This window comes from Mycobacterium sp. 1245111.1, assembly GCF_001673405.1.
Taxonomy (GTDB): domain Bacteria; phylum Actinomycetota; class Actinomycetes; order Mycobacteriales; family Mycobacteriaceae; genus Mycobacterium.
In genome coordinates this window covers 73,714-87,893 of the sequence record NZ_LZLV01000112.1, presented here as the reverse complement: position 1 = coordinate 87,893, position 14,180 = coordinate 73,714, and the positions used below count along the sequence as shown (strand labels likewise).

Here is a 14,180-nt window from a genome sequence, read left to right as displayed (position 1 = left end):
CCATGAGCACAACGGAATCCGATCAGGCCGCGGGTCCGGAGGTGTTGCCCGAAGGCACCACCCCGTACTACCGGAGGCTGCACACCTGGCTGCGGCGGGCGATTTATGTCTGCCTGTTCGCCTTGGTCGTGGAGGGCACGTTGTTCGTGCCGTTCCTGGTCGTCTGGTACGGCTGGCCGACGCTGTCGATGCACCAGATTTGCAACGAATTACAGAAGGTCATGTACTCCGACGAGACCCGTGAGTGTAAGTACCCTTACCCACTCTTGGGCCCCGCAGAGGCTGCCGGTGAGAAGACCTCGCAGGACACCTGGGGGGTTCAGCCCAAACCGCATTACCCGCGGCTTGGGTTCCGTGAGCTGATAACCATTCACGACCAGCGCGTTGCGCGACAGGCACAGGAGCACGAGCCAGAAGGAAAGAAGCCCTGATGACAACCGCAGCAGCACCCACTGGTCCGGCGCGTGACCTGGTTGCCGTCCGGTATCGACGACAAGCCGTGACTGCCCTTACTACGTTTTGCTTCCTGTTCTTCTCCGCCGGGATCGTGATCAGCTACATCCTTGCTCTCACGCACGGCTACGGCACCGGCTTCGGCGATGGCCGCCAACTACCTGCGGGGACCGGTGCGCATAAAGGTGGTACCGGTTTCTTCGGCGATCTCGCGATCTTGATCGGCACTCTCGTTCTCGATTTCGCGCTGCTCTTCGGCTGGCACTGGCTGATGCTCCGGTTGGACGGTGTGGCAGACGATAATCCGTTGCCCGCCCCCGACGACGCTGACCTGTCTCAGGAGGCAAGTTGGTACTACGTCTACTCTCCGGGACTACTGAAAGTCTTCGTCGTGACCGGGTGGGCGTGCGTCGCCGGCTTGTCCTTCTTCGCCGCCGCTATCTTGCCCCTGGCCCTATTTCGCTACGGCTGGAACTGATTCCATGACAATCGAACTGGAACACGCCGAACGAACCGACCTCAAGCAGTCGGCCGCCTACGCCGCGATGCAAAAAGCCGACGTATGGCTTCTGGTCGGCAGCATCCTCTGCGGCACAGTCGTTTTGGCACCTATAGGACTTGTGGTCATCATCATGGGGATGCTGAAGTTGCGACGTGCCGGGCAGCTCGGCTGGATACGCCCGCTATCGGTCTCACTGCTCGCCGTTTTCGCACTCGTCGACGGCGGTATCAACTGGATCGGTTGGTCTCTGGACGTCTTCGCTAACCACACTCACGTGGTGCAGGCGATGGGCACCGGATTCGGCAAGCTCGTCGATGGCGGCTACTACGTCAACTACAACGCCGGCCCAGTCGGCGGCATCAACGACAACGGCGAAAAAGCCATAGCGTTGTTCTCGGTGCTGTGCATCTTCCCGGCTAGGGCGGCAGCCACCTGGGCCTTTTTGAAGTTGAAGCGCTGGGGCCTGCGGTGGATGATCATCACCGGTTGGGGCTACCTATTCCTGTGGATCGGTTACCTTTTCAACATCCTGATGGGCTTCGACCATCGCATGGGCGCGTCCCTGTTCGGCGTAACCGGCTGGTGGATCTTCGATATCTTCTACCTGACGCCCTTCATCCAGCTGCCGTGGTTGTACTCCCTAGACGCAAGGCGATGGAACCAGTAGTCGCGCAGAACCAACAGCATGGCCGGATTCAGCGTTCGAATGCGAGGATGCTTGCCGATCAGACTGATCGCAATTGGCCAGGGGAGCAGATCGCCGGTCTCGTAGACTATCGCGCCTCGCTTGCCCGTTGCCAGATGTGCGATGTCGCCGAACTGCCCACCGCCCGAATGGATTCCGACCACCTCAAGGGATACTGAATAACGGGCGACGTGACCGGTGTTACGGAACGTCCAGAAGATCCGCTCGGTGCCAAGTTCGTTACTGGCCACGCTGGCATCTTTGAGTATCTGGTGTACCAATAACTCACTTCTATACTTCTCGACCCCAGCATTATCGACCATCGCTCGCCGCACGCGGCAGGGCCAGATTGCGCCAGGACGTCAGTCGTGGTCGCTTACTACGCCGTGACAAAACAGGGTGAAGAGTAGCTCGCCGCGGTCTATTTCTTGGAACGCGCAAGACAGCACAGCCGACTGCCTGAGCGCAAGCGCAAGGGCGGTGAACGAAGACGCTATGTAGTGCGTCGGCAGATCGGCGCGGATCAGCGAGGCGTGCTGCCATCGCTCAATCAGTGAATTCAAACCAATTGTGTCGAGCCCTGGCCCGACAACTATCGAGCCGCTGATCAGGAAACTATATCGATCAATGAACATCGTGAACGCCGATGCCAGTCTGCGGATTTCATCCGTAGATGGTTGCTCGAGTGGGATGGTCTCGACGAGCGTACTTCCCTCGTCGATGGCCCTTTCGGTGAGCTTGCTCATCAGCGACTCTCGATTGGGAAAATGACGGTAGAGCGTCGCCCGGCTTAGCCCGACTGCATTGGCGAGACGGCCCATCGATAACTGGCCGTCAACTTTGTTAAGCACATCCAGCGCCCCTTGCAGTATCCGATCCTCGTTCACTTCGACGTCGCGTCGGCGAGATGATGTGGACCGCAAGTGCTCAGAGCGCCGAAAAGCAGAAGGCGGGGTCAAGGCGTTCGACGTGGCGCGACAACATTGAGCACGACTTTGATCATCCTTCGGTCCCGGGCTGATTAACTGCGCTGCGCGATGCGCAATGCCCTCACAACAAGAGCTTTCGCGAAATCCGATCACCATAGATGGGTTCCTCTGGCTGTCCGGCGACCTATCGTCTACGGGATATTTTTGAGCAGTCTGACGTCTAGCATCGTCCGATTCACTACAACGATGAATCAGAGCAATGCGACAACTATCGTCGTATTGTATATTTCTGCGCAAGCGCCCACTTCTCCGCCCGCGAACCACGCGGATGCTCGGGTTACGGAGGTGAAGCGTCGCCAACCTCGACTTGTCCGCCACATAATTTTCTGCGGCGGTAAGGCCGTCGACAGAATTGCGACGTTCGTACTCCCCTACGTGCAGGATGTCCACCGTCGCGGCGAAGTCCGCGAAGGGATCGACGTTGAGCAAGCCAGCGAGTGGCTGGCCCGGATCGTCTTCTCCCTAGCCACGGTGGGTCCCGCCCGCTCGTTCGATCTCAACCGCCCCGAAACGGTCCGAAAGCACATGGAAGAGTTTGGTATTAGCGGCTTACGCTGATCAGTGTACACAGCACAGATATACATATCATGTTCTATTGTTGACGCCATGACAACGCTATCGATTGCCGACCGCCTCTGTAGTGCGACGTTGCCGCCCGCCAAGATGCTCATTGCCGGCGACTTGGTGGACGGCGTCGAGCAGGCAATCAGTCACCGTCACCCCACCACTGGCGAAACGGTCTTCGAGGTTCCCGGCGGAAACGCCGATACCGTGCAGACCGCTGTGGGCGCCGCGCGCACTGCTTTCGACGAGGGCCCGTGGGCGCGGATGCCAGGCCGCGAACGTGCCCGCTACCTGCACCGGATCGCCGAGGCGATTCGCGGCGACGCCGACAACCTGGCAACCCTGCTGTCACTCGACAACGCCACGCCGGCGTCCTTCGTGGGTTTTTATCAGATGGGCGCCGAGTACCCCGCCGACCTCTTCGACATCTTCGCGGGATGGATCGACAAGATCACCGGTGAAACGTATCCGGCGTGGGAAGCGGGGCAGCCGTTCGCTTTCAGTACCTACGAGCCAGTCGGCGTCGTCGGTCTGATCACGCCGTGGAACGCGCCCCTTGGCCTGATGAGCCAGAAGGTCGCCCCCGCGCTGGCAGCCGGTTGCACGATCGTCGCCAAACCGTCCGAGATGGCGCCGTTGACCAGCCTTCGTCTCGGTGAGTTGATCGCCGAGGCCGACCTACCGCCCGGAGTCTTCAACGTCGTGACGGGGTCCGGCCCCGACGTGGGCACGGCACTCGTCGCAGATCCGCGCGTCGACAAGGTGTCGTTCACGGGTAGCCGCGCTGTCGGAGGCGCCATCGCATCGGCCATGGGCGCCCGAATCGGCCGCGTATCACTGGAACTCGGAGGCAAAAGTCCGGCGCTCATTTTCGCCGACGGCGACGTGGGTCTCGCAGTGGCGATGGCAGCGGGCAATGCGTTTCTCGGGATGTCTGGTCAGGTCTGCGTGTGCCAATCTCGGATTCTGGTCGAGCGGTCGGTGCACGACGATGTCGTCAATCAATTGGTCGGATTCGCGGCGGCCGCCGGATACGGCGATCCATTCGATCCCGTCGTCAACGCGGCGCCGATGATCAGCGCCGGACACCGGGATCGCGTGCTCGACCACATCAGTCGCGCCGTCGCCGACGGCGCGACGGTCGCTGCGGGAGGCATCGAGGCACCAGCCAGTGCACCCACGACGGGAAACTTCGTCGCTCCCACGGTCCTCGTCGAGGTCGACAACCGGATGCCCGTTGCGAGGGAGGAGATCTTCGGCCCGGTCCTGTGCGTCATCCCGTTCGATTCCGAAGACGATGCCATCCGCATCGCCAACGACAGCGAATATGGGCTTGGCGCAGCCGTTTACACCAAAGATGTCAGCCGTGCGATGAGGGTCGGCGGTGCGCTGAGGGCGGGCAACGTCGGCATTAACACCTGGACCCTGCAGCCGCACGCGCCGTTCGGCGGTGTCAAGCAATCTGGTCTCGGTTCGGAGAACGGTCGCGCCGGCATCATGGAGTACCTCGATACGAAGACGACGTTCGTCGCCTAATCGCCAGCGGGTTGGCCGATGCCTTTGCGGACGAGGTCGGCTGCATCACCGTTGCCGGTGAGTGTTCGTGTGACACGCGCCGCGATCTTCCAACCGCCGCTTGTCCGGTTCAGCTCAATGTGGTTGACAGACGCTCGGAATACGACGTAACGCTCATCTCGTCGCCGGAGCACCAACGACTCACACACCGCCGTGGCGGCATCGCCGGTGACGGTCACCGCGCATGGTCCGAGGAAATGACAGCACCCATCGGTGACAAGTGCGTGATGCTGCGGTGAGCTCACCATCGCCCGAATCTCGTTGCGGCCGCGCATAACCCACCCGTCGACGTCGTAAGTTCCGTCCTCCGTCCACAGGTTCGCTACGCCGTCGGAATCCGCCGCATCCGCGAGAGGACCGTACGACGCCACCAATCGCGCGATATCCCGTTCGTCCTCCAGAAGCCTGACCCGGGCAAGCAGGTCTTCGTCTCGGTGTGCGCTCATCAGTTCGACCGGCGTAACAGCATCATCGTTGTGCCGCTGTTGGCACCACCGACACCACAGGCCGCCAGGGTGGCATCAGCCACCTGACGGGCGCCACCGTCACCGCGTACCTGCACACAGGCTTCGTGCAAATGACCGAAGCCATGTAAGCGACCACCCGAGAGCTGCCCGCCCGCGGTGTTGATGGGCAACTCGCCGCCGAGTGAAAATCGCGCCGGATCGGCCACCCACTCCCCTGACTCGCCGAACTGACAGAACCCGAAGTCCTCGAGGAAGCACAGGACGAAGACGCTGAAACCGTCATATAGAGACGCGTAGTCGACGTCGGCCGGCGTGAAATCGGTACGGTCCCAAATGGTCGACCACCGGGAGTTCAAGCGGGCGATGTCCTCACCACCCTCCCAGAGAAACCTATCGTGGTGCGCACAGTCCAGCGCCTCGATGACGACACCGGGATGATCCAGTGCGGCTGCGTGTTCCGCGCGTGACACCACGAACGCCGTCGCGCCGTCGCAGGCGATATCGCAGTCGTACATGCACAGCGGGTCCGAGACCATCTTCGCCCCGAGATAGGCGTCGAGGTCGATGGGATCGGTGTACACCGCGCTCGGGTTGAGCTTGGCGTGCGTGCGCTGCACGATCGCGATTTGAGCGAGTTGCTCCCGCTTCAGCCCGAAACGCTCCATACGCGAACGGATCTGCATCGCGGCGAGGTTCGCCGCTGACACACCGTAAGGCAACTGCCAGCCGAGTTGACCGGTCGCGCGCGAGCCCGCGGGCACGCCGTAGCCGCGACGGCGGCCGCTGCCCTGCGCCGTGCCCTCCCAGATGCTGCGCCAGCAGAGTACGTGGTTCGCCATACCTCCCGCGACGGCGAGCATCGCATCGACCACCGCGCCCAGCTGCCCCGGGTACTCGACACCACCGGCGACCCAGTTGGGCCGAATTCCGAGCGCGTCGTGCAGTTCCCGTAGTCCGGCTCCGGAAAAGCCCTTTCCGGCCATTGAGGCCCCCGGATAGGTCGTCAGGCCGTCGATGTCTGCGAGGGTGAGTCCGGCGTCCTCGACTGCGGCAACACATGCATCGACCGTCAGCTCCAGCGGATCGCGTCCGAGTCGGCGTCCGACGTCGGATTGGCCTATGCCGCTGATGATCACATCGTCAGTGAGCCGTCCCGACATCAGTGCTCCGGGGCGAACATGGGCAGGTATACGTCGTCGTCCTCACCGTCAGAACAACATTCGAATGTCACGCGTACCGGCATGCCGGCGTGAATCCGTTCGGGGTCGACGTCGACGAGGTTGGTCAACACTCGTGCGCGGGGGTCTTCGATCGGGTTGACGAAGGCGATGACGTACGGCGTCGGCATACCGGGAAAGAATGGGTGATGATTGACCGTCCAGGATTCGACGGTGCCGCGGCCCGACAGCGCCTCCCACACCGGTACGGCGTGGTCGTATTGGCAACGCAGCGTGGGCGGGTGAAGCAGGCGCTCGCATTTCGGACAGCGCTGCAAACGCCATACCCCGTCTGCGCCCGATGTCCAGTATGGGCGATTGCCGGCAGTCAGCGCGGGTAACGGTCGCGTGCCCGCAGAATCGTCAGGCATCGACGTCGACACCGAAAAGGAAACGGTCGGCGATTGCGTGCTCGTTGCGGATCGACATTTCCTGCGCGGTATTCAGCCAGAGACCTTCGAAGCCACGCGAATGCATACCGGCGTGAATGGCGTCGATGTTCTTGAGATCCTGGGTGGGCAGTTCGCCCCAGCCGTCGTGGTCCTGCCAGCGTTCAACCTCGAGCCAGCTCGTCTCGGGCACCTCACCCGGGGCGAAATGCTCGAGCGAGAACATCTCGAACACACAGCGATTCGGGTCCTCGGCGTCAGGGAGCATGCGGTAGCCCAGCAAGCACGACTTCTCTACCAAGATCACCAGCGTGGGGAAGACATGCCAGTCACCGTTGCCGGCGAAGTACTGCTCCATGCTCATCTTCGGGAAATCGACGCCCTCGGCCTGCGCTAACTCCTCGCACATCTGGTGGTACAACACGAACGGCGGGATGTCACTGGGCTCCATGGTGGCCAGCTGCTGTGCCGCGCGGTAGTCCCGCTCGGTGACCAGTGAACCGACCTCGAGGTAGTTGTACTGCATGGAATTGGCGAACACCTCTGGTCGCGCCGCCTGTTCCTTGCGCGCGTTGTCGCGGTCACCGCTGTCGGGCCGGGCTGTGTAGATAAAGCGCGAGTGATTGCGGTAAGGGATTGTCGGCGTGTACGGCGCGTAGACGAACTCTTGGGGTGGTGCGGGTTCAGCGGAAGGCCGCGGCCCCTGAACAGGTCGCAATGTCTGCGGGTGCGTGCCCGGGGTGTGGTAGCCCTCGATGAACGCGTCGATGACCGTCTTGTAGTTGGCCGCCAACGTGGTGCGCTTGCGCCAGCGAAATCGCATGTCCTGCAGACGAAACGGTTCCAACGCGGTGGGAAGCGGGTCCAGCCATTCGAGTAGCTCAGGCGGGTCTTCGGCCATGCTGACGAACACCCAACCGCCCCACGTGCCCACGGCGACCTGACGTAACGACCACTGCTCTCTTGGACGGTTGAGGAACTCGTCGCGCGACGGGACGAATGACGAACGACCGTCGAGCGCGTATCGCCAACCGTGGAATTCGCATCGCAGGTCGCCGCCGACAGCGCACCCGGTCCCCCGCACGACTTTCATGCCACGATGGGTGCAGGCGTTGTAGAACGCCTTGATTTCTCCATCCTTTTGCCGCACCACCATGATCGACTGTCGGCCGATGGTGTACTCGTAATAGCTTCCCGGGTCGGGGATCTCTTCCTCCCGGCACGCAGGCTGCCAGACCTGCGTGAAGAGCCGGTCAAGCTCAAGCTGCAGGAACTCGGGATCGATGTAGCGGCTCTTGGGAACGAACGTCTCCCCGCACGCATAGCGCGGCGGCACCTTGCCAGTCGCCTCCGATTCGGTCCCAACGTCGATGGCGGTCATCGCGCACCCCTCTCCGGTGACTTAGCCGGCGGGCGGCTTGTCGAAGATGTTGGGATAGAGCACCGCTTCTTTGAACGACGTCTCGATCTCGGTGAACGCGCTGGCAACGTCCCAGGTGCCGGACGCGGAGACGATCTCGCGTTCAACGACAGGGTTCGACATCAGACTGATGCGGCCGTTGCCGGCGAAGATCACGCGACGGTTCAGCCATTCCGATTGTTCGCTGGCCAGGTACACGACCGGAGGGACGACGTTCTCCGGCGCGAGCCGCTTGTTCTCCGGCGAATAGTCCATGCTGCCACCGCCTTTGATGCCCTGGGTCATGCGCGTGCCCGCGATAGGGGCGATCGCGTTGGAGCGCACGCCGTAGCCCTTGAGTGCGTTCGCACAGGAAAAGGTCAACCCGACGATGCCCATCTTTGCGGCGGCGTAGTTGGGTTGGCTCGGCGCACCCTGCAGGCCCGACATCGATGTGAAATTGATCAGGCGATACTGGCCGCCGCGATTCTCCCGCCACCACGCCGCCGCATGCCTGGTCAGGTTGAACGTGCCCTTGAGATGCACCGCGACGACGGAGTCGAAGTCCTGCTCGCTCATCTTGAAAACCATGCCGTCGCGCAAGATCCCCGCTGCGTTCACCATGATGTCGAATCCGCCGAGCGTGGCGGCGGCCCGGGTGATCAACTCTTCGCACGCAGCGAAATCGGTGATGTCGGTGCTGTCGGAGAACGCCTTGCCGCCGCGCTCGTTGATCGCCGCGGCGACGGTTTCGGCGGGACCCGCGTCGTGGCCACTGCCGTCGACGGCTACCCCAGCGTCGGAAACCAGAACGGTAGCTCCTTCAGCCGCCAGACCTTCTGCGACGGCGGCACCGATACCACGACCAGCGCCCGTCACCAGCGCCTTTCGCCCGTCAAGAACACCCATCATCACTCCTCTAACTGGTGGCTCCGATTCAGCATACAGAACACATAAACACAATCTGTATAGCTGATTATTCGAAGCCCCATTCCGCGTAGCGACGTTCCAACTCGGCCATCGCTTCACGACCGCCGCGAGCCGAGCGCTCCTTCATGAAATTGAACTCGTCGTCCCGCCACGACAGATTGCTGAACACGCTGTGCCCCATCGGAACCCAGTCACCGAATTGCGCCATGCCCACGGCGTTCCAGAAGGTGATGAGCGCGTGCTTGCCGATCATCAGGCCGTCGGCGGAGTGATGCGCGATCGCACGCGCGTACCGCATTGCCTCATCCCGCAGTTCAGCGGCCGGCACGGCTGACGCGGCCACGCCCCAGTCTTTGAGTTCCGCGGCGCGCACCTTGCGGCCGGTGATCATTGCCTCGTATCCCCGGTTAGGGCCGAGCTTGAGCAGTGCCAGTGGCATGGCGGTGGAGAAGCCTGCGAACCCGATACGCGCCTGCGGTCGGGCCAGGTACATGTCATCGGAAACGACCAGGATGTCGGCCGCTAACGCCAAGTTCATCCCGGCCCCGAGTGTTGCGCCCTGGCACGCTGCGATCACCGTCTTGGGAAACTCGAGCCAGTTGGTGAGATGCCGATGCAGTCGGCGAGCGTTAGCCAGTCGCGCCGTCTGCGGGAGCCGCTTTCCTTTGTTCAGACCGGCTTTCTCGATGGGGAGCCTGCGGACGTCGTCACCGCTGGAGAAGTCCTTGCCGGCCGCGGCGAGCACGACCACCTTGACGTCATCGTCGGCTTCAGCCCTGTCGAGCCGGTCTTTGAAAAGGTCATGCATGTCCGGGGAGAGGATGGCGTTGCGCCGGTCTGGCCGGTTGATCGTTATCTCGGCGATGTGTGGCTCCACCACCTCGTATCGAACCCAGTCGTCGTCGACCTCGAGGCCGTCGGCACCCTGCGCCGTCTCACCCATCCTGTTCGCCTCTCGTCGCGAATGCACCACTGCACATCAGAACACTATCCGATTATTTGTTCAGTCGGCTGCTAATGTTCGCCCATGCCCCGAATCGCAATCGCCAAACGGGTTGATGCGCCCGCATCAAGGGTGTGGGCGCTGCTGGCCGACTTCGCGGACGTCAGTTGGATCCCGGTAACCGGTCGAGTCGACGTCACCGGCGACGGCATCGGCATGAGCCGATCGATCTACGGCCCCAGCGGCAACCCCGTCGTCGAGACGCTGACCCACCTGGACCACGATCGGATGGAGCTGGGCTACTCGATCGCCGACAATCCGCTGCCGGTCTCGCGATTCGAAGCCGTCGTCACAGTTCATCCAGCCGAGGACGGCGCCGACATCACGTGGGATGTCGACTACGAACCGGTCGGCTCCGCCGAGCGCGAGGCCGACGCCGCCAGAGAGGCGATCGAAGCCGTCTACGGAATGATGGCGGATTGGCTGGCCGACGGCGCAGCGGCTCAAGGCCACCCGTGACCGACCGCGACTACGGGGTACCGCTGTCCGCGTCGGACCGCGCGTTCCGTGACGAGGTCAGGGGCTTTCTTGCGTCGGCGCTCACCGCAGACATCTCGTCTGGTGCAGGCACCGACGCGGATCGTCTGGACCGGATGCGGTTGTGGCAGCAGCGGCTTCACGAGGCCGGATTAGCAGCTATCTCGTGGCCGACGGAGTTTGGCGGGCGTGCCGCCACACCGGTCCAGCAGTTGATCTTCACCGCTGAAATGGCCGCTGCGCGTACACCTGAACCGATCAACCGCAGCGCCATCAATCAGCTCGGGCCGACCATCATCCAGTGGGGCACCGAGGAGCAGCGCAAGTTCTTTCTGCCCCGCATCCTGTCGGCTGAGGACGTCTGGTGCCAGGGTTTCAGCGAACCCAATGCCGGTAGCGACCTCGCCGCGCTCACGACACGCGCCGTGATCGAGGGTGACGAGCTGGTGATCACCGGTCAGAAGGTGTGGACGTCGAAGGCGCACTACGCGGATCGCATTTACCTCCTTGCTCGCACCGATCCAAACGCTGAGCCGCGCAAGGGAATCAGCTACATTCTCGCCGATCTCGCGACGCCGGGCATCGAGGTGAGGCCGATCCGGCAGATCTCCGGCGACGCCGAGTTCAGCGAGGTGTTTTTCGATGCTGCCCGCGTGCCGCTGTCCCGCGTGCTCGGCCCGCTGCACGACGGTTGGCGGGTAGCGAAGTCGACGCTGGGTTACGAGCGGGTCGGCCAGAGCCGGACCCACCGGATCGAGCGCAGGCTGGACATTCTCGTCGGTCTCGCTAAACGGCCGAATGCGCTGAGCAACAAGGGATTAGACGATGAGTACATCGCCGATCAGCTGGCCGGCTTCACCGCCCGGGTCGAGGCGCTGCGCCAGATTGCTTCGCAGGCGACCGCCGCGGGTGTCCGTGGCGTCAGCCCGGGACCAGAGGCGTCCATGGCGAAACTGCTGACCTCCGAAGTCGACCAGGCGATGGCGAACTTCGGACTTGACCTGGCCGGCCCGCTTGGCACTCTGGAGCGCGGTTCACCGTCGGCCGCCAAGAACGGCAACGTAGCAAAGAGTTACCTGCTGATGCGCGCCGCTACATTCGGCGCCGGCACATCCGAAATACAGCGCAACGTCATCGCCGAGAGATTGTTGGGACTGCCCCGTGACCCGTGACCGCGAGCCATCGCTCGACGAGATCGCCGACGCTGCAGCAGAACTCGCCGAGCTGCGCAGCACTGCGGACCACATCCTGAACCAGGCATGGACGGTCGAGCGCGCCCGCGCGCTCCTGGACGGCCCTCTCCCAGCGTTCGACGAACAGCTGTGGAAGACCGTGCTCGACTTGGGGTGGCCGGATGTTCTGGTCGCCGAAGCACACGGCGGCGGTGGTGGTTCGCTTCGCGAGCTGTGCGTGCTTGCCGAGGCGGCGGGCGCGGCCGCGCTCCCGGTCCCGCTCGCCTCGGCGGCCGCGGCGGCCTGGTGCGAACAGCGCTGTGCCGCTGGCCTCACCCTGATTCTCGATGACGTCGGCGCAACCCTCAGCGAGGGAGAAATCAACGGCACCTGGCCGCTGGTCCCCTACGGAGGCGCGGCCGACCAGCTCCTGGTTCTCGGACGGCGCGACGGCCAACCCGTGCTGGGCGTCGTCGACACCACAGGTCCTGGAGTCGGGCGCCAACCCGAGCAACCCCTCGACCACAACCCCGCGGCGCGCATCACCCTGGACGACGCGCCGCTGCGGGCCCTGGCGTCGGGTGCCCGCGCGGTCGAGCAGCACCATGACGCACTACAGCGCAGCCGGCTCGCCACGGTCGCCGAACTGATCGGGATCGCGGCGGCGGCCAACGACGCAGCCGTGGAGTACGCCAAAGTACGGGTGACGTTCGGCCGACCGATCGGAACCCGGCAAGCGATCAAACATCGCCTGGTGGACCAGCGTTCGGTGATCGAGATCGCACGCGCCCTGGTGAATCGCGCGGCCGACGCGGTCGAGCTCCAGCATCCCGATGCGGCGGCCCTGGTCTCACTGGCGTGCTTCTGGGCTATCGACTCCCTGCGTCGGGTGCCCGAGGGGGCGATGCAAGTGTTCGGCGGGATCGCCTACACCTGGGAACACGAGGCGCACGTACACCTGCGCCGGGCTGCGTCGCGGGCCGCGGCGCTGGGATCGCGGGCCGAGCACCGCACCGCCGTGACGGCGTGGCTGCAGACGAGGTGACGGCGTGGTCCCTGCAGGTTTGTTGGGATCGGGGCTTACCGGTATTCCAGCGTCACCGGCAGTCGGTCGAAGGTATGCACAAGTGCCGACGGCCGCAGCACACCCTCGCCGGTGACGTGTAATCCCTTGGCCCGCTTGATCACTTCGTCCAGTACGACGCGTGCTTCCCTGCGCGCCAGCGCCGCGCCCATGCAGAAGTGCTCCCCGACGCCAAACCCCAGGTGGCCTGACGCGTCGGGACGGTGGACGTCGAAGCGCTCGGCGGTGGGACCCCAGTGGTCGGTATCGCGATTGGCCGAGGCGTACGCCAGCAGAACTCCATCGCCTTCGCGGATCGTCACCCCACGGACCTCGGTATCGTGGGCCGCCTGCCGCGCCATGCTCATCACGGGCGTCCACCAGCGCATCACCTCCTCGACGGCGTTGGTGCCGACCTCGGGGTCCGCGAATGCCTGCTCGGCCTGATCTGGGTGCATGTCGAAACACGCTGCGATACCGGCGATCAGGCTCTGCGTGGTCTCGCTACCGGCGGCGAGGAGTGTGAGCGCATAGGTCATCACTTGGATCTCGTTGAAGGGCTCACCATCGATATGCACCTGCGACAGCATTGACAACAAGTCGTCGGTGGGCTCGTCGGCGCGCTCGGCGACCAGTGCCATCAGATAGGGCGCTACCTCACCGAAGATGGTCTCCATGTCACCGTCGTCGGCCACGCCGCTGCCGACTTTGGCGATCGTGGTGGCCCAGCCGGCGACCTTCGGCCAGTCGACTTCCGGCACCCCGAGAAGATGGGCAAAGACGTATACCGGGAACGGCTCGGCGACTCGCTCGATCCAGTCGAACTCGCCGTCGGGGAGATCGTCGAAAATCGATGCGATCACCTCGCGCACGCGCGCCTCGATTTTGGCCACCGCCGCCGGAGTGAAGCGCACGCCGATCGCCTTGCGATGGGCACGATGCTCGGGCGGGTCCATGAAGAGAATGCCGCGGCCGCCGTAACCCTGCGGGTCACGTCCCTCGCGGTGCGCGATGAGGTCCATCATGATCGCGATGCGTTCGGACTTGAACTTCTCAGGTCGCGCGGAAATCGTCTTGATGTCGTCGTACTTCGTGATCACCCAGAATTTGCCCTGCTCGTACCAATGCACCGGATCGGTCTCGCGCAGCTGGCGAAAGGTGGCGTTCGGGTCGCCGAGGTAGAACGACGCGTCGTCGAACCGGGACTCGGACAGAGCTGTGATCATCGACATATCCTGAACAATAGAACACGATATGTGAATGTGTGAAGCCAACGGGCCGGGCGCCACGTTGGA

17 protein-coding genes are annotated in these 14,180 nt (G+C 63.4%); 8 read left to right on the top strand and 9 right to left on the bottom strand.

Annotation, left to right across the window (positions count from 1 at the left end; translation table 11 throughout):
• Nucleotides 1-2: 2 nt before the first annotated feature.
• From A5658_RS17020 to A5658_RS17010, 3 genes are read left to right on the top strand one after another with little or no spacing between them, the layout of a single operon-like run.
• Nucleotides 3-431, top strand: coding sequence for a hypothetical protein (locus A5658_RS17020; RefSeq protein WP_067337569.1), 429 nt, complete (start codon nt 3-5; stop codon nt 429-431).
• A complete protein-coding gene (locus A5658_RS17015) occupies nt 431-931 on the top strand; it encodes a hypothetical protein (protein ID WP_156751513.1) in 501 nt (166 codons plus the stop codon). The genes A5658_RS17020 and A5658_RS17015 overlap by 1 nt, the downstream gene beginning before the upstream one ends.
• A gap of 4 nt (nt 932-935) precedes the next feature.
• Nucleotides 936-1,622: a hypothetical protein gene (locus tag A5658_RS17010; protein ID WP_067337562.1), complete on the top strand. Its 687-nt coding sequence runs from the start codon at nt 936-938 to the stop codon at nt 1,620-1,622.
• On the opposite strand, the gene A5658_RS28175 is transcribed toward A5658_RS17010, so the two are convergent.
• Nucleotides 1,556-1,891 carry a hypothetical protein gene (locus A5658_RS28175; RefSeq protein ID WP_156751512.1) on the bottom strand — a complete coding sequence of 112 codons (336 nt, stop codon included), beginning with the start codon at nt 1,889-1,891 and terminating at the stop codon, nt 1,556-1,558. The two genes, A5658_RS17010 and A5658_RS28175, sit on opposite strands and share 67 nt — an antisense overlap.
• 111 nt (nt 1,892-2,002) lie before the next feature.
• Nucleotides 2,003-2,725 carry a TetR/AcrR family transcriptional regulator gene (locus A5658_RS17000; RefSeq protein ID WP_082993229.1) on the bottom strand — a complete coding sequence of 241 codons (723 nt, stop codon included), beginning with the start codon at nt 2,723-2,725 and terminating at the stop codon, nt 2,003-2,005.
• A gap of 90 nt (nt 2,726-2,815) precedes the next feature.
• Here A5658_RS17000 and A5658_RS16995 point away from each other — a divergent pair, with 90 nt between their 5' ends.
• Nucleotides 2,816-3,187: a hypothetical protein gene (locus A5658_RS16995; protein ID WP_067337551.1), complete on the top strand. Its 372-nt coding sequence runs from the start codon at nt 2,816-2,818 to the stop codon at nt 3,185-3,187.
• A 48-nt stretch (nt 3,188-3,235) separates the two neighbouring features.
• Nucleotides 3,236-4,729 (top strand): aldehyde dehydrogenase, encoded by a 1,494-nt coding sequence (locus A5658_RS16990; protein ID WP_067337547.1) that lies wholly within the window; start codon nt 3,236-3,238, stop codon nt 4,727-4,729.
• On the opposite strand, the gene A5658_RS16985 is transcribed toward A5658_RS16990, so the two are convergent.
• The 6 genes from A5658_RS16985 to A5658_RS16960 all read right to left on the bottom strand — a co-directional run bounded on the left by A5658_RS16985 (nt 4,726) and on the right by A5658_RS16960 (nt 10,113).
• Nucleotides 4,726-5,214: a nuclear transport factor 2 family protein gene (locus A5658_RS16985; RefSeq protein WP_067337544.1), complete on the bottom strand. Its 489-nt coding sequence runs from the start codon at nt 5,212-5,214 to the stop codon at nt 4,726-4,728. The two genes, A5658_RS16990 and A5658_RS16985, sit on opposite strands and share 4 nt — an antisense overlap.
• The gene (locus A5658_RS16980) at nt 5,214-6,395 is read right to left on the bottom strand and encodes a thiolase family protein (protein WP_067337541.1); all 1,182 of its coding nucleotides are present in this window, start codon (nt 6,393-6,395) and stop codon (nt 5,214-5,216) included. Before A5658_RS16980 ends, A5658_RS16985 begins: the two co-directional genes overlap by 1 nt.
• Nucleotides 6,395-6,823, bottom strand: coding sequence for a Zn-ribbon domain-containing OB-fold protein (locus A5658_RS16975; RefSeq protein ID WP_067337538.1), 429 nt, complete (start codon nt 6,821-6,823; stop codon nt 6,395-6,397). The genes A5658_RS16980 and A5658_RS16975 overlap by 1 nt, the downstream gene beginning before the upstream one ends.
• Complete coding sequence (locus tag A5658_RS16970; RefSeq protein WP_067337535.1) at nt 6,816-8,222, bottom strand: Rieske 2Fe-2S domain-containing protein; 1,407 nt, start codon at nt 8,220-8,222, stop codon at nt 6,816-6,818. Before A5658_RS16970 ends, A5658_RS16975 begins: the two co-directional genes overlap by 8 nt.
• Nucleotides 8,223-8,243: 21 nt before the next feature.
• On the bottom strand, nt 8,244-9,149 hold the full coding sequence (locus A5658_RS16965; protein ID WP_067338407.1) for an SDR family NAD(P)-dependent oxidoreductase: 906 nt from the start codon (nt 9,147-9,149) through the stop codon (nt 8,244-8,246).
• Nucleotides 9,150-9,216: 67 nt separating this feature from the next.
• Nucleotides 9,217-10,113, bottom strand: coding sequence for an enoyl-CoA hydratase/isomerase family protein (locus tag A5658_RS16960; RefSeq protein WP_067337533.1), 897 nt, complete (start codon nt 10,111-10,113; stop codon nt 9,217-9,219).
• Between the two features lie 84 nt (nt 10,114-10,197).
• On the opposite strand from A5658_RS16960, the gene A5658_RS16955 reads away from it, so the two are divergent.
• From A5658_RS16955 to A5658_RS16945, 3 genes are read left to right on the top strand one after another with little or no spacing between them, the layout of a single operon-like run.
• Nucleotides 10,198-10,632 (top strand): SRPBCC family protein, encoded by a 435-nt coding sequence (locus A5658_RS16955; RefSeq protein ID WP_082993228.1) that lies wholly within the window; start codon nt 10,198-10,200, stop codon nt 10,630-10,632.
• Nucleotides 10,629-11,822, top strand: a complete 1,194-nt coding sequence (locus tag A5658_RS16950) for an acyl-CoA dehydrogenase family protein (protein WP_067337526.1) — start codon at nt 10,629-10,631, stop codon at nt 11,820-11,822. The genes A5658_RS16955 and A5658_RS16950 overlap by 4 nt, the downstream gene beginning before the upstream one ends.
• Nucleotides 11,812-12,867 carry an acyl-CoA dehydrogenase family protein gene (locus A5658_RS16945; protein WP_067337523.1) on the top strand — a complete coding sequence of 352 codons (1,056 nt, stop codon included), beginning with the start codon at nt 11,812-11,814 and terminating at the stop codon, nt 12,865-12,867. The genes A5658_RS16950 and A5658_RS16945 overlap by 11 nt, the downstream gene beginning before the upstream one ends.
• A gap of 35 nt (nt 12,868-12,902) precedes the next feature.
• Here A5658_RS16945 and A5658_RS16940 read toward each other — a convergent pair whose 3' ends face one another.
• Nucleotides 12,903-14,111 carry a cytochrome P450 gene (locus A5658_RS16940; protein WP_231997347.1) on the bottom strand — a complete coding sequence of 403 codons (1,209 nt, stop codon included), beginning with the start codon at nt 14,109-14,111 and terminating at the stop codon, nt 12,903-12,905.
• Nucleotides 14,112-14,180 lie beyond the last annotated feature (69 nt).

Excerpts from the sequence above, each read along its gene's own strand:
- A5658_RS17020 (WP_067337569.1), top strand. The coding sequence starts at position 3 with ATGAGCACAACGGAATCCGATCAGGCCGCGGGTCCGGAGGTGTTGCCC.
- A5658_RS17015 (WP_156751513.1), top strand. The coding sequence starts at position 431 with ATGACAACCGCAGCAGCACCCACTGGTCCGGCGCGTGACCTGGTTGCC.
- A5658_RS17010 (WP_067337562.1), top strand. The coding sequence starts at position 936 with ATGACAATCGAACTGGAACACGCCGAACGAACCGACCTCAAGCAGTCG.
- A5658_RS17000 (WP_082993229.1), bottom strand. The coding sequence starts at position 2,725 with ATGGTGATCGGATTTCGCGAAAGCTCTTGTTGTGAGGGCATTGCGCAT.
- A5658_RS16995 (WP_067337551.1), top strand. The coding sequence starts at position 2,816 with ATGAATCAGAGCAATGCGACAACTATCGTCGTATTGTATATTTCTGCG.
- A5658_RS16990 (WP_067337547.1), top strand. The coding sequence starts at position 3,236 with ATGACAACGCTATCGATTGCCGACCGCCTCTGTAGTGCGACGTTGCCG.
- A5658_RS16985 (WP_067337544.1), bottom strand. The coding sequence starts at position 5,214 with ATGAGCGCACACCGAGACGAAGACCTGCTTGCCCGGGTCAGGCTTCTG.
- A5658_RS16980 (WP_067337541.1), bottom strand. The coding sequence starts at position 6,395 with ATGTCGGGACGGCTCACTGACGATGTGATCATCAGCGGCATAGGCCAA.
- A5658_RS16975 (WP_067337538.1), bottom strand. The coding sequence starts at position 6,823 with ATGCCTGACGATTCTGCGGGCACGCGACCGTTACCCGCGCTGACTGCC.
- A5658_RS16970 (WP_067337535.1), bottom strand. The coding sequence starts at position 8,222 with ATGACCGCCATCGACGTTGGGACCGAATCGGAGGCGACTGGCAAGGTG.
- A5658_RS16965 (WP_067338407.1), bottom strand. The coding sequence starts at position 9,149 with ATGGGTGTTCTTGACGGGCGAAAGGCGCTGGTGACGGGCGCTGGTCGT.
- A5658_RS16960 (WP_067337533.1), bottom strand. The coding sequence starts at position 10,113 with ATGGGTGAGACGGCGCAGGGTGCCGACGGCCTCGAGGTCGACGACGAC.
- A5658_RS16955 (WP_082993228.1), top strand. The coding sequence starts at position 10,198 with ATGCCCCGAATCGCAATCGCCAAACGGGTTGATGCGCCCGCATCAAGG.
- A5658_RS16940 (WP_231997347.1), bottom strand. The coding sequence starts at position 14,111 with ATGATCACAGCTCTGTCCGAGTCCCGGTTCGACGACGCGTCGTTCTAC.